The 14849-nt window shown below is 44.3% G+C and carries 13 protein-coding genes; all 13 read left to right on the forward strand.

All coding sequences use genetic code 11. The features are described 5' to 3' along the window. Positions 1-158: 158 nt before the first annotated feature. The 13 genes from ABS301_RS21265 to dnaB all read left to right on the forward strand — a co-directional run bounded on the left by ABS301_RS21265 (position 159) and on the right by dnaB (position 14789). On the forward strand, positions 159-1133 hold the full coding sequence (locus tag ABS301_RS21265; RefSeq protein ID WP_349674109.1) for a LacI family DNA-binding transcriptional regulator: 975 nt from the start codon (positions 159-161) through the stop codon (positions 1131-1133). Between the two features lie 52 nt (positions 1134-1185). Beyond that, positions 1186-2301 carry a phosphate/phosphite/phosphonate ABC transporter substrate-binding protein gene (locus ABS301_RS21270; protein ID WP_349674110.1) on the forward strand — a complete coding sequence of 372 codons (1116 nt, stop codon included), beginning with the start codon at positions 1186-1188 and terminating at the stop codon, positions 2299-2301. Positions 2302-2382: 81 nt separating this feature from the next. Beyond that, entirely contained in the window at positions 2383-3141 is a 759-nt protein-coding gene (gene phnC / locus ABS301_RS21275) for a phosphonate ABC transporter ATP-binding protein (protein ID WP_502877991.1), read from the forward strand. Further along, positions 3138-3959 (forward strand): phosphonate ABC transporter, permease protein PhnE, encoded by an 822-nt coding sequence (gene phnE / locus ABS301_RS21280; RefSeq protein WP_349674112.1) that lies wholly within the window; start codon positions 3138-3140, stop codon positions 3957-3959. The genes phnC and phnE (ABS301_RS21280) overlap by 4 nt, the downstream gene beginning before the upstream one ends. A gap of 13 nt (positions 3960-3972) precedes the next feature. Beyond that, positions 3973-4782 carry a phosphonate ABC transporter, permease protein PhnE gene (gene phnE / locus ABS301_RS21285; RefSeq protein WP_349674113.1) on the forward strand — a complete coding sequence of 270 codons (810 nt, stop codon included), beginning with the start codon at positions 3973-3975 and terminating at the stop codon, positions 4780-4782. A 4-nt stretch (positions 4783-4786) separates the two neighbouring features. Beyond that, positions 4787-6316 carry a bifunctional metallophosphatase/5'-nucleotidase gene (locus ABS301_RS21290; RefSeq protein WP_349674114.1) on the forward strand — a complete coding sequence of 510 codons (1530 nt, stop codon included), beginning with the start codon at positions 4787-4789 and terminating at the stop codon, positions 6314-6316. 429 nt (positions 6317-6745) lie between these two features. Beyond that, the gene (locus ABS301_RS21295; RefSeq protein ID WP_349674115.1) at positions 6746-8452 is read left to right on the forward strand and encodes a carbon starvation CstA family protein; all 1707 of its coding nucleotides are present in this window, start codon (positions 6746-6748) and stop codon (positions 8450-8452) included. A gap of 182 nt (positions 8453-8634) precedes the next feature. Continuing rightward, on the forward strand, positions 8635-9870 hold the full coding sequence (locus ABS301_RS21300) for an ammonium transporter (RefSeq protein ID WP_349674116.1): 1236 nt from the start codon (positions 8635-8637) through the stop codon (positions 9868-9870). A 17-nt stretch (positions 9871-9887) separates the two neighbouring features. After that, positions 9888-10229, forward strand: a complete 342-nt coding sequence (locus ABS301_RS21305; RefSeq protein WP_349674117.1) for a P-II family nitrogen regulator — start codon at positions 9888-9890, stop codon at positions 10227-10229. Between the two features lie 190 nt (positions 10230-10419). Beyond that, a complete protein-coding gene (locus ABS301_RS21310; protein WP_349674118.1) occupies positions 10420-10824 on the forward strand; it encodes a LytR/AlgR family response regulator transcription factor in 405 nt (134 codons plus the stop codon). 112 nt (positions 10825-10936) lie between these two features. Beyond that, positions 10937-12997 carry a DHH family phosphoesterase gene (locus tag ABS301_RS21315; protein ID WP_349674119.1) on the forward strand — a complete coding sequence of 687 codons (2061 nt, stop codon included), beginning with the start codon at positions 10937-10939 and terminating at the stop codon, positions 12995-12997. After that, positions 12997-13443, forward strand: a complete 447-nt coding sequence (gene rplI, locus ABS301_RS21320) for a 50S ribosomal protein L9 (protein WP_349674120.1) — start codon at positions 12997-12999, stop codon at positions 13441-13443. The genes ABS301_RS21315 and rplI overlap by 1 nt, the downstream gene beginning before the upstream one ends. A gap of 11 nt (positions 13444-13454) precedes the next feature. After that, the gene (gene dnaB, locus ABS301_RS21325; RefSeq protein ID WP_349667922.1) at positions 13455-14789 is read left to right on the forward strand and encodes a replicative DNA helicase; all 1335 of its coding nucleotides are present in this window, start codon (positions 13455-13457) and stop codon (positions 14787-14789) included. Positions 14790-14849: the final 60 nt, after the last annotated feature.

Raw genomic sequence — 14849 nt, forward strand, 5'->3', positions numbered from 1 at the left:
ACCTGGATACCGGAAGGAAACTTTAATTTCTTTCCGGTATTTCTAATTATGCAAAGTTTTCGATATACTTTGGTAAAAGTTTAGTAAAAATTTACTATTCATATTGACGGTGGCATGGACTGTTATTATAATGAATTTGAAAGGTGAGGATATAGATTATGGCTACGATTAAAGAGATTTCAAAGCTTGCGGGTGTTTCAGCTGCTGCAGTGTCCCGGGTGCTAAACCAGGATGATACCATTGCGGTGAGCCCGGAGGTAAAAAAGAGGATATTTAAAATTGCCCACGAATTAAAATATGTCCCACCCAGAATGCGTCACGCGCAGAAAAAGAAGGAAATTGTCATAGGAGTGGCTGACTGGCATATCATCCGTACGGACAGAACCAATATCAGGCTATCCTCCCTGGACTTAATTGTAAAGTCCATGTCTGGAAAGCAGGAAGTGAAATTCTGCCGCCTCGATAAGAATCAGCCGGGTCAGTATGACGGGATTATGGCTTTCGGTGTTTTTTCCCAGGAGGAGATGGAGTTTTTAAGAATGCAGAGCTATTGCATCGTATTTATTAACTCGGATCCCAAGAATTATGAGTATGACAGCATTGTTATGGATTTTACAAAGGGAATCTGTGAGATGCTTAATTATCTTATGGTACGGAAGAAGTATCGTTCTGTCGGCTTTATAGGCGGTCTTTATGAAGAAGGACAGGTAAAGATCGGTTACCGGAGACTGGAAGGAATCCGGGATTCCTTTATGGAGAGCGGATATTATGCGGAAGAGAATTTCTACATAGGCGAAATCAGCCGGGAAAGCGGCTATGAGCTGGCAAAGAAAGCCATTTTATCGGGTCATCTTCCCGAAGCGGTTCTTTTAGGAAGTGAAGAAGTTGCAGAAGGAGCCTTGGAAGCATTTCAGGATGCAGGACTTCGTGTGCCAAAGGATATTGCGGTGGTGATCTACAAGGATATTGAGACCATTGAGTCCAAATGGCCCACCTATACCAAAGTCCGCATGTTTCCTGATATTGTATGGCAGACTGCCATCAAGCTTTTGCTGGAACAGATTACGGAAGGCCGGAAAGACAATATGACAATTTATCTTCCCACCAAGCTGGAGGTGGGTGACAGCGCGTAATGCCTCATGATCCCAAGAAAAAACCGATGAATCACACGAAAAGGAGAGCAGTATGAAAAAATCAGTTTCTGTATTAATGGCAGCAGCACTCTGCGCATCAATGATTGGCGGATGTTCTGGCGCAGGTAAGACCGGAGCACCGGCAGAGACAACCGCAGCAGGGACAGAAAGCACTTCTTCTGCAGCAGGAGCAACAACCGCAGCGGAGACAAAGGCAGAGAATAAGAAGATTGATAAGCTGAATGTTTATTTTGTACCTTCCAGAGAGCCACAGGAAATCGTCACCGCTACAGAGCCTTTAAAAGGTCTGTTAAAGACAGAACTGGGCAAAGAGGGTTATGATATCGGTGAAGTGGTAATTACGGTTGGAACCAGCTATGAAGCAGTGGGGGAAGCTCTTTCTGCTGGCACTGCAGACATCGGTTTTATTCCGGGAGGAACTTATGCTCTTTACGATGATGGAGCAGAAGTACTTCTGACTGCAACCAGAGATGGTCTGAGCAAGAATTCCGATAGTGCAAAGGATTGGAATGACGGCAAGGCAACTGAGGCAGCCACAAATCAGGCAACTTCTTACCGGGCCCTGATCATTGCAGGACCTTCTGAAAAGGGAAAAGCACTGGCAGCAAAGATTAATGGCGGACAAGCACTGACCTTTGAAGATTTAGACGGCGTAAACTGGAGCGTAATGTCCTCTTCCTCATCAGCAGGATACATTTACCCATCTTTATGGCTTCAGAAGAACTTTGAGAAAAATATTTTAAATCTTTCCCATGCAGTTCAGTCCGATTCTTACGGCAGCGCATTTGCCAGACTGGCTTCCGGTCAGGTAGACGTTTTATGTACATATGCAGATGCACGCAGGGATTATGAGGAAAAATGGAAATCAGAGTATGGCAGAACCGGTTCCATCTGGGAAGAGACCAATGTTATTGGTGTAACCCCTCCAATCTTCAATGATACAGTCAGTGTAAGCAAGACTTCCAAGATCATGGATGACAGTTTCAAAAAAGCAGTCCAGACTGCTATGATCAACATCGGAAATACGGATGATGGCAAGAAAGTCATTGCTATTTACAGCCACAAGGGTTATCAGGCGGCTAAGAGCTCCGATTATGATGATGAACGTGCAGCACAGAAGATGATCAAGGAATTAAATGCCAAATAAATAATATAAAACAGGCTGCGGAGGCGACGTGATCGGAAGAATTAGCGCGCCTCCGTTTTTTTCTGGGAAATGAGGGTATGTATGATTGAATTTAATCAGGTGGGCAAAACCTATTCCAACGGCTTTCAGGCTTTAAAAGACGTTGATTTAAAGATTGAGCAGGGAGAATTTGTGGCCATAATCGGTTTATCCGGCGCTGGTAAATCAACACTTTTAAGAACCATTAACCGAATGCATGACATAACAGAAGGGACACTTACGGTAGACGGAGTCAATGTTATGGAATTAAGGGGGAAGGCGCTGCGCCGTTTCCGCCGCAGAATCGGTATGATCTTCCAGTCCTTTAATCTGGTGACCAGAACCCGGGTAATTAACAACGTTCTCATGTCAAAGGTACCGGATCTTCCGTTTTTTAAGGCTCTCTTTGGAATCTTTCCAAAGAAGGATAAGCTGGAAGCGTTAGAGGCACTTGATAAAGTGGGAATCTTAGACAAGGCATTTGTCCGGGCGGACCAGCTCTCCGGAGGACAGCAGCAGCGAGTTGCTCTTGCAAGAACTCTGGCTCAGAACCCTCAGATTATTCTGGCCGATGAGCCGGTTGCTTCTCTGGATCCGGTTACAGCAAAGCAGGTTATGGGCGACTTTCTAAGAATCAACAAGGAGATGAACATCACCATTCTCTTAAACATTCATCATGTAGACCTGGCACTGCAATATGCAGGCCGTGTGGTTGGAATCCGGGCAGGCAGGATTGTTTATGACGGTCCGGCTACAGAAGTGACCCAGGAAATTCTTGATGAAATCTATGAAGGTAAAACGGAAGAGGAGGCAGTGGGATGAGCATTTACGACAAGATATTTCCGCCGAAAAAAATGGTTCTTTCAAACGGAAAAACAGTCTTAAAGCCAGCATCCAGACTCCCTCTTGTTGCACTGATTCTGGTACTTTTCACTGCATTGTCCGTTAAGATTACAGGATTTGATTTAGGAGTTTTACGGGAACGGGGAAGCCAGTTCTTTGTTATTCTTGGAATGATGGCTCCTCCCCAATGGGGCTACAGCGCACAGGTCTGGAAACCGTTATTTGATACCTTAAAGATGTCACTTCTTGGAACCGTGATCGGTGCTGTCACTGTGATCCCCTTTGCCATGGCAGCTTCCACTAATATCGTTAAAAACAACGCAGCAGTTGGTATAATGAGGCTGCTTTTAAGTATTGTGAGAACTCTCCCAACTCTGGTTACTGCGCTGATTGCTACCTATGTTTTTGGACTGGGTACTCTGGCAGGAACCACTGCCATTGCAGTGTTCACATTTGCTTATATGGGAAAGATTCTATACGAAGAAATTGAGACAGCTGATATGGGTGCATTTGAAGCAATGGAAGCCATTGGAGCTACCAGAGTCCGGGCATTTGTCCGTGCTATTATTCCCCAGGTACTCCCCTCCTATCTATCAAACGGGTTATTCTGTTTTGAGGGAAATGTACGTTATGCCGCCATTCTGGGTTATGTGGGGGCAGGCGGTCTGGGATTGATTTTAAATGAGAAGCTGGGCTGGAGAGAGTATCCCAGTGTAGGTATGATACTCATTATGCTGTTTGTTACTGTATTTTTCATAGAAACGGTGAGCCGTTACTGCCGCCGGAAACTGGTATAGGAGGTGGCAAACTATGAATAAACAGATTGAAAAGGCCTATGAAGAACGTCCCAGGAATACCGTGTATCAGGTTACGGTCTCTGCCATTGTCCTTGCTATGCTTATCTGGTCCGGATCGGCAGTGGATGTATCCAAAACCGGTCTTTCCGGAGTACAGATTGCCGGAAATATTTTAAGTGGTATCTTTCATCCGGACGGGAAGCTCTTGTTTAATTTAACCCTTCAGGGAGTGCCTTATCTGCTTTTGGAGACTGTCTGTATTGCATTTTTAGGCACGATTGTGGGAGCGTTTCTGGCAATTCCCCTGTCTTTTTTATCCGCATCTAATTTAATGCCGGCTCCCATTGCTTACGTCACACGTCTGGTGATAATGGCGGTGCGGACCATTCCTGCTTTTGTATATGGACTGATGTTTATCCGTGTCAGCGGACCGGGAGCATTTACAGGACTTCTTACCATGTCGGTCTGCTCCATTGGAATGGTTTCCAAGATGTACATTGAGGCCATAGAGGATCTGGATACCAGAATTCTGGAATCTTTAGATGCATGTGGCTGTAACACGTTTCAGAAGATCCGGTATGGAATCTTACCTCAGCTGATTCCTAACTTTGCATCAACGGTAATATACCGGTTTGATATTAACTTAAGAGATGCCACAGTTCTTGGTCTGGTTGGAGCAGGAGGTATCGGAGCTCCGTTAATCTTTGCCATGAATGCCTACCGGTGGAATGAGGCAGGCGCTATACTGGTAGGGCTCATCCTTCTGGTTCTGATCGTGGAATATATTTCCACCAGAATCCGGGTGAAGCTGGCAAGGGGGTAAATGATTGAAAAGAAATGCAAAAATTTATTATACTTCGGATGTTCATGGCTATCTGTTTCCCACCAGTTATGGGGATAAGACGGAACGTCCCATGGGACTTTTAAACTGTATTTCCAATTTTGAAAAGGATGGGAATACGCTGATCTTTGATGGGGGAGACACCATATCCGGCTCCCCCATGGCGGCTTTTATCACAGAACAGGCCGGAGAACTGTTAGAAAATGAACCGTTGGCGCAGGTGTACAATGCGGCTTACTATGACGCAGTCGTACCTGGAAATCACGATTTTAACTTTGGTTATGACCGGCTATCGGGCTATATGAAAAAACTAAATGCAGTCTGCCTTTGTGCTAATACAAATGATTTAAAAGGGGACACAGGAATTACCTCCAGTTATATCTTTCCATTGGAAAACGGGCTTCGCCTGGGAGTTGCCGGTATTGTTACAGATTACGTAAATGTATGGGAAAACCCCAAACACCTGGAGCAAATCCAGATTACGGATGCATTTGCTGCAGCGAAGAAAGAACTGGAACATTTAAAAAAGGAATCAGACATTACGGTCTGCATCTATCATGGGGGTTATGAATGTGATCTGGAGACCGGAGCAGTGCTGACATCCGGCAATGAAAATATCGGATACCGGATTTTAAAAGAGCTCAATTACGATATTTTGTTAACGGCTCACCAGCATATGACGGTTAAGGGGAGAGACTGCTTTGGAACCCACACACTGCAGCTGACGGCCAATGCTGTTCAGTATGCCTGTATTGAAATGGAATATGAAGATGGAATCTGCAAAGTTTCTTCCTCCATATTGCCAGCAGGATCCTGCCACAACAGGGAACCATATGAATCATTGCTTCCGTTGGAGGGACAGGTACAAAACTGGCTGGATCTTGAAATCGGAAGCTTAAAGGAAGCCATACCGGAAAAAGAGAAGCTTGAAATGGCGCTTGGCGGAAGTCAGGTGGCAGACTTTTTTAATCAGATACAGATGGAGTATACCAAAGCTGATATTTCCTGCATCGGACTTGGCAATAATCCCATTGCACTTCCAGCACATGTCACCATGCGGGATCTTGTAAGAGTTTATCCTTTCTCCAATACTCTGGTGGTACTGGAGGTTAACCAGGAAGTTTTAAAGCAGGCACTGGAACGCTGTGGAGAATACTTTACTATGAATCATGGAATGGTTAAGATATCAGAAGTATTCCTAAAGCCTAAGGTGGAGCATTATAACTATGATTATTTTGCCGGGATTACATATGAGATTGATCTGGAAAGACCGGTAGGAGACAGAGTGGTCAGTATTCTTTTTGATGGCAAACCAATTGAGGACAGGAAGCTGAAGCTGTGTATGAGCGATTACCGTGCAAGTGGAACAGGAGGCTATGAGGTTTACAAACAGTGTCCCGTGTTAGAGCGATTTGGCACAGATGTTCCCCAACTTGCACTGGAGTATTTAAAGAACCACCCTCATACGGAGATAAGACGATGTGGCGGTATGAACTTATATAACCACAGGTTATAAATGATATAGATATTATGTATGTTCTTGTTGAGAAAAAGTATTGAATTTCTCACTGTAAAGTGGTAAACTCCATTTCAGCAAATGTGATATCGAAAAAGCAATGACTGGGATACAGTCTGATTCCCCACATTCCTTTACAGAGAGCAGCTCGTCAGATGGAAAGGGCGCAAAGGAAGGAACAGACCATCACCCATGAGTTCCGAACTGAAAGACTTCCCGACAGGAGGATTGATTAAGTAAGGACGGGTCTTTCCGTTAGCAAAGAGCCGCTGCCCGACAGGCGGTGGATTTAAGCGGCTGCAATTTGCAGCAAACAGAGTGGTAACGCGGATTGGTTCATTCGTCTCTGCATCTTTTGATGCAGGGACTTTTTTCGTTATCAGGGACAAATGTATGTGGCTTTTGTCTGAGTATGAAAGGAGAGATTCTATGAATGGTTTAACTATGATGGTTCTTGCGATTTTATTTCTTGGGGGAGCGTATTTAATTTACGGAAGATATCTTGCAAAGACCTGGGGAATTGACCCGGAGGCAAAAACTCCGGCTTTTGAACTGGAGGATGGGGTGGATTATGTTCCTGCGGATACCAATGTTGTATTTGGTCATCAGTTTGCTTCCATAGCCGGAGCCGGGCCTATTAACGGGCCGATTCAGGCAGCCATGTTTGGCTGGCTTCCGGTTTTACTGTGGATCCTGCTTGGAGGAGTATTTTTTGGTGCTGTACAGGATTTTTCCTCCATGTATGCTTCTGTAAAAAACAAAGGACGTTCCATTGGATATATCATTGAGCTTTACATAGGGAAAATGGGGAAGCGGCTGTTTCTTTTATTTACCTGGCTGTTTTCCATTCTGGTAGTGGCAGCGTTTGCAGATATTGTGGCGGGCACATTTAACGGTTTTTCAACTGAGGGAGCGCCAGTGACCGCCAATGGAGCAGTGGCAACCACGTCAATGCTGTTTATTGTGTTTGCAGTGGTTCTTGGGTTTTTCTTAAAATACAGCAAATTTGGCAAAATGGTTAATACGCTGACAGCAATTGGACTTCTGGTATTATCTGTAGGGCTGGGACTGATTTTTCCGATTTACATCCCTCAGAATATCTGGCTTATTTTTGTGTTTATTTATGTAATAGTTGCTTGCGTAACTCCGGTATGGGCACTGCTTCAGCCCCGGGATTATTTAAACAGCTATCTTTTAATAGCCATGATCGTGGGATCGGTAATTGGAATCATCGTGTATAATCCTACCATGAACCTTCCATCTTTTACCGGATTTAAACTGGTAAGCGCAGGCGGAAGCATCTCGTATCTGTTTCCTACCCTTTTTGTTACCATTGCCTGCGGCGCAGTTTCCGGTTTTCATTCCCTGGTGGCTTCCGGGACTGCCTCAAAACAGATTAAGAACGAAAGGAATATGCTACCGGTTTCCTTTGGCGCAATGCTGCTTGAGAGCCTCCTTGCAATTGCAGCCCTGATCGCGGCGGGATTTGTTGCCACGAAGGAAGGACTTCCTGCTGGAACACCGCCCCAGCTTTTTGCAAGGGCAATCGCTGTTTTTTTAACAACAATCGGACTTCCGGAAACGTTGTGTTACACACTGATTACCCTGTCTATTTCTGCATTTGCCATGACAAGTCTTGATTCTGTAGCCAGAGTTGGGCGAATTGCTTTTCAGGAATTTTTTGCCGATGATACGCCGCAAGAGGAAAGAAGCTCCTTAAATAAACTCCTGACCAATAAGTACTTTGCAACAATTATTACCCTGATCTTATGTTATGCATTATCAAGAGCTGGTTACAGCAGTATCTGGCCCCTATTTGGTTCCGCAAACCAGCTGCTTTCCGCACTGGCGTTAATTGCATGTGCAGTGTTTTTAAAGAAAACCAGCCGGAAGGGCTTTATGCTGTGGGGACCTATGGTCATTATGCTGGGAGTTACTTTTACCGCTTTGGGATTAAAAATTAAGGACTTAGTCTCGTCTCTGTCGGGTAAATTTGTATTTGGCAATGCACTTCAGCTTGTTTTCGCAGTATTGCTGCTAATATTGGGAATGGTAGTTGCCGTAGAAGGTTTGAAAAAATTAGTAGGAAAAGAGACCGAAAATGACGCAAGTACTGGAGAAAATGTATTAGCTTAAAGGTACTTCATAAAAATACCAATTCAACTTTAATAATTTACTTGACAAAACTATAATCATGTATTAGTCTAGCAATGTAATTTATATAATTAACTTTAAGGCAAAGAAGCCATAATCAGTGCAGAGACGCACACGATTATGGCTTAATTTTTTTGCTCAAAATTAACGGAAGAGGTGTTTTTATGGATCATGGAGATATTTCCTGGATGCTGATCAGCTCCGCTCTTGTACTTCTTATGACCCCGGGACTTGCATTTTTTTATGGGGGTATGGTAAAACGGAAAAGTGTTGTAAACATGATCATGTCTTCAGCTATTATGATGGGAATCGGATCCATTATGTGGGTTCTGGTTGGTTTTTCCCTGTCCTTTAGCGGAGATATTGGAGGTGTCATTGGAAATCTTAACTGGTTCGGACTATCTTTCGATACCTTAACCGATGTGACTCTTCCTTACCCCAATACACTTATATTTGCCATTTTTCAAATGATGTTTGCAGTTATCGCTCCGGCACTGATCACAGGTGCGGTTGCAGAACGTATGAAGTTTTCCTCTCTGGTTATTTTTATGGTGCTCTGGTCTCTTCTCATTTATTATCCCCTGGCCCATATGGTGTGGGGAGGCGGACTGCTCTTTCAGATGGGCTCTGTGGACTTTGCCGGAGGCGACGTGGTACATATCAGTTCCGGTGTGAGCGCACTGGTTCTGTCTATCATACTTGGAAAACGTAAGAATCTTGGCAAAGCACCTTATCATCCACACAATGTTCCTTTTGTGTTTCTGGGAGCCGCCCTTTTGTGGTTCGGCTGGTTTGGTTTCAACGCAGGAAGCGCTCTGGGAGCCAATGAACTGGCGGCTCATGCTTTTATGACAACAAATACAGCGGCAGCTTCTGCCATGCTTTCATGGGTACTGATTGAGGTAATAAAAAATGGCAAACCTACTCTGGTGGGAACGTCAACAGGGTTAGTAATTGGCCTTGTGGCAATTACACCGGGAGCAGGGTTCGTTCCAATCTGGGCCTCTGTCATAATCGGAGCTCTCGTAAGCCCCATCTGTTATTTCTTCATCACCAGGGTAAAACCAAGATTTCAGTACGATGACGCTCTTGATGTATTTGGCTGTCATGGAATCGGCGGGATCTGGGGAGGGATTGCTACCGGTATTTTTGCAAATAAAGGCATAAATCCAGCTTTGCCATACAATGGGCTTGTTTACGGTGAGATTCAGTTATTCCTTCGCCAGATTGGTGCGATTGCAATTACGATCCTGATTGCAGTGGCAGGTACTCTGATTGCCGCAGGAATTGCGTCTGCCATAACCAAAGGAATAAAAGTTTCAGGAAGAGCCGAAATGACAGGACTTGATACCTCAGAGCATGGGGAGACTGCTTATCCTGCATTTAATGGTATGGATTAAGGAAGGGGGATTATAACGTGAAGAAAATTGAAGCATTTATCCGTCCGGAAAAACTGGAAGATATTAAGGAAATTATGGACGAACTGAAATTAAACGGGCTCAGTATTATGCAGGTGATGGGCTGCGGAAATCAGAAGGGCTGGACGGAGTTTGTCCGTGGAGCAGAGGTGGATTATAATTTCCTTACTAAAATAAAGATAGAATTATTTGTTACTGACGACAAGTCAGAGGCCGTAATATCCGCAATTACCAGACGAGCTTATACAGGAGAGTATGGTGACGGTAAAATTTTTATATCCGATATACAGGATGCCGTCAGAATCCGCACAGGAGAGCGGGGAGATGACGCAATTAAATAGTTGTATTTTATAAGGCAGTAAAGCAGGATTTTTCCGGTTTTACTGCCTTTTTTTGTTAGAAACATTTTTTTATGGGAATGAATATGATAGATCGGGGCATATGCCCATTGAATTAAAACCAGATAATCGTTATAATTATCATATTTCCATAACGATTAAAAGAAATTATAAATGGACTAGCGGAGGAGTTATGAGCATCAGGGTTGTAGTTGTAGATAATTCAGAGGAACTATTGGTGAAACTGACAGGTATTTTAAAGGATATGAGTGAAATAGAATTGTGCGGAAGCTTTCCGGAAGCCATTACGGCAATGCAGTTTATAAAGGAACATCCGGTCGATCTGGTTTTTTCGGATATTGTCATGCCGGATATCAGTGGTATTACACTGGCATCCAAACTTTACGAACTTCCTGAACCGCCAGAAGTTGTACTTCTGTCCGGAATCCCGGGATTTTCATTGGAAGCATTTAAAATTCGTGTATTTGCGTTTATTGTTAAGCCATACACAAGGGCGCAGATCGGTAAGGTGATACGCTTATATAAAGAGAAAAGGTCAGGGGCAGAGGCCGACAGTACGGCTGAAATAGCCAGATAGACCCAGGGGTTCGTCTCTTCCCCGTTTTTGCTTTTTAATGGACGAACCCTATATCCTATGTTATAATAGGAAGATAGTGAAAAAAGAACCTTTTTTCCATAAGGAGTTAAATATGAAAGAGAAGTTTAAAATAAAGGGACAGCTGGGGATCTACATGCAATGGCCTCTTTACTTAACCGGACTGTTAATTGTTGCCAATGCAGTGATCGGTGCAGTGAGCGCAAAAGCAGGGATCATTATGGCTCTGTTTACGCTGATGTATGCAGGTATCGCCTTCTGGCTTTCTTTTTATAGAAAGAGACGTCTGCTAAGCGGTCTTGTGGAATTCTCTGCAGAGTACTCCTGGATGCAGAAGAAGCTCCTCAATGATCTTGAGATTCCTTACGCAATTGCAGATGAAACTGGTAGAATTCTATGGGGGAATGACGAATTTTCCGTGGTTCTGGGAGAAGAGAAGCATATCAGGGCATCGAGAAAGAATTTAACCGGTATCTTTCCGGAGATTACAAAAGATGTGCTGAAGCTGGCAGATGGAGCTGTAACACTTCATGGAGTATGCAATGACAGGAAGTATCAGATTCAGCTCAAAGCAGTGCATATGAACGATGCATCGGAACTGATGAGCGAAACTGAAGGAATGAATGATGCAGAACATACGCTGCTGGCAGTTTATTTATTTGATGAAACAGAGATTCTCACATATAAACAGATGGTAGATGACCAGAAGATGGTTGCAGGTCTTATTTATCTGGATAACTACGATGAGGCATTGGAAAGCGTAGAAGAAGTACGCCGCTCTCTTTTAACGGCGCTCATTGACCGAAAGATCACAAAGTACATCACCACTATGAATGGAATTGTAAAAAAGCTGGAGAAAGACAAGTACTTCGTCGCCATCAAGCAGTGTTACATTGCAGAACTGAAAGAAAACCGTTTTTCCATTCTGGAAGAAGTGAAGACCGTCAATATCGGCAATGAAATGTCGGTCACATTAAGTATTGGTCTTGGAATGAACGGCGACAGTTACTATAAGAATTTAGATTTTGCAAGAATTGCCATTGATATGGCACTTGGGCGCGGCGGCGACCAGGCAGTGATCAAGGATGGAGAACGAATCCAGTACTTTGGAGGAAAAGCTCCCCAGGTGGAGAAGACAACCCGTGTAAAGGCCCGTGTAAAGGCACATGCACTGCGGGAACTGATGGAAACGAAGGACCGGATCTTAATTATGGGACACCGCCTGACCGATATCGATTCCTTTGGCGCTGCCGTTGGAATCTACCGGATTGCTACTGCCATGGACAAAAAGGCTAATATTGTTATTAATGAAGTCACCACTTCCGTCCGTCCCATGAAGGACCGGTTTGTGGGTAATCCGGATTATCCGGAGGATTTATTTTTAAAAGGTGATGCAGCAGCCAGTCTGGTTGATGCCAATACCCTGCTTGTTGTAGTGGATGTGAACCGGCCAAGCATTACCGATGAACCCCAGCTCCTTCGTATGGTGAAAACCATCGTGGTTCTGGATCATCACAGACAGAGCAGTGAGATCATTGATAATGCGGTTTTATCCTATGTAGAGCCGTATGCATCCTCTGCCTGTGAGATGGTAGCTGAGGTGCTTCAGTACATTGCTGATGGAATTAAGATCAAATCTGCGGAAGCAGATGCTCTATATGCAGGAATTGTGATCGATACCCATAATTTCACCAATCAGACAGGTGTAAGAACCTTTGAAGCCGCAGCCTTTTTAAGAAGGAACGGTGCAGATGTTGTCCGTGTCAGGAAGCTGTTCCGGGATGATCTTGATGATTATAAGGCAAAAGCGGAAGCAGTCAGAGAGGCTGAGATCTTTGAAGGAAACTTTGCTATCAGCACATGCCCCTCTGAGGGAATTGACAGCCCAACCGTAGTAGGTGCACAGGCAGCCAATGAACTGTTAGATATATCAGGCATTAAGGCTTCTGTGGTTATGACAGAGTATAACAATACGGTATATTTAAGTGCCCGTTCCATTGACGAAGTCAATGTTCAGGTGATGATGGAGAAGCTTGGCGGCGGCGGACACAGAACCATTGCAGGTGCCCAGCTTGCCGGTGTAAGCATAGAAGAAGCAAGAAACCAGGTAAAAGCGGTTATTAAAGAGATGTTAGAGAAGGGAGACATATCATAATGGATATTGTATTATTAGAAGATGTAAAAGCACTGGGAAAAAAGGGACAGATCGTTAAGGTCAATGACGGATATGCAAGAAATTTCATTCTCCCGAAAAAACTGGGAATGGAAGCAAATACAAAAAATTTAAACGACTTAAAACTTCAGAAAGCCAATGAAGCGAAGATCGCAGCAGACCAGCTGGAAGCAGCAAGAGAGCTGGGTAAGAAGATTGAAGAATCTTCCATTACGCTGACAATCCGTGCAGGGGAAGGCGGAAGAGCATTTGGTTCCGTATCCGGTAAGGAGATTGCCCAGGCGATCACAAACCAGCTTGGACTGGATATTGATAAGAAGAAACTGGTTCTTCCTGAGCCGTTAAAGACATTTGGTACCCATGAGGTTCCTGTTAAGCTTCATAAGGATGTAACTGCGAAACTGAATGTTAAGGTAATAGAGAGCTAGGAGGCACAGATATGGATGAGGCCCTGATCAAACGGATACTCCCTCACAGCATTGAGGCTGAGCAGTCCGTCATCGGATCCATGCTGATGGATCGGGATGCGATCATTGCTGCTTCCGAGATCGTTACAGCAGGAGATTTTTATCAGCACCAGTATGGCGTCATGTTTGAAGCCATGCTGGAGCTTTTTAATGAGAATCTGCCGGTGGACTTAATCACGTTGCAGAACCGTTTAAAAGAAAAAGATGTTCCCCCTGAGGTATCCAGCCTGGAATTTGTAAGAGACATCATTACGACAGTTCCAACCTCTGCGAATGTAAGGTCCTATGCTAAAATAGTACGGGACAAGGCTGTATTAAGGCGTCTGATTAAGATAAACGAGGATATAGCCAATACCTGTTATGCAGGAAAGGAACCTCTGGAGGATATTCTGGCGTCTACAGAGAAGACCATATTTAACTTACTCCAGAACCGTAATTCCGGAGATTTCGTACCCATTCGTCAGGTAGCCATGAATGTACTGGAGAAAATTGAGGAAGCCTCCAAGAATCAGGGAACCGTAACAGGAGTTCCAACCGGTTTTATTGATCTGGATTATAAGACTTCCGGACTTCAGCCGTCAGATTTCGTTCTGATTGCGGCTCGTCCTTCTATGGGTAAGACTGCATTCGTATTGAATCTGGTAGATCATATCGCTGTGAAGAAGGGTCTTCCAGCCATGGTATTCAGTCTGGAGATGTCAAAGGAGCAGTTAGTAAACCGTATGCTGGCCATGGAGTCCAATGTAGATTCCCAGAAGTTAAGGACAGGAACGTTATCGGATAGTGACTGGGATGCGGTAGTGGAAGGAATCGGGGTAATAGGAAATTCCAAGTTAATTATAGATGACACCCCTGGAATTTCAATTATGGAGCTACGTTCCAGGTGCAGGAAGATGAAGTTAGAATACGGGTTAAGCGTAGTGATTATTGACTACTTACAGTTGATGAGCGGAAGCGGAAAAGGCGGAGAGAATCGTCAGCAGGAGATTTCCGAGATCTCCCGATCATTAAAAGCCCTTGCAAGAGAGTTAAGTGCGCCGGTAATAGCGCTGTCCCAGTTAAGCCGAGCCTGTGAGACAAGGCCGGATCATCGGCCGATGTTATCGGATCTTAGAGAGTCGGGAGCAATCGAGCAGGATGCCGATGTGGTTATGTTTTTGTATCGAGATGATTATTATAATAAGGATACTGATATGCCGAATATAGCGGAAGTTATTATAGCCAAGCAGAGAAATGGTCCGATTGGAACAGTGAATCTGGTGTGGAGACCGGAGTATACGAAGTTTGCAAACATGGCCCGGCAATGAGCAGGATAGAAAAAGGGGTAGCCCCTCTGGGAAAAACAAATGCATTTGTTTTTCCCAGAG

The sequence above is a fragment of the Lacrimispora sp. genome (assembly GCF_031982545.1).
Classification (GTDB): Bacteria; Bacillota; Clostridia; order Lachnospirales; family Lachnospiraceae; genus Lacrimispora.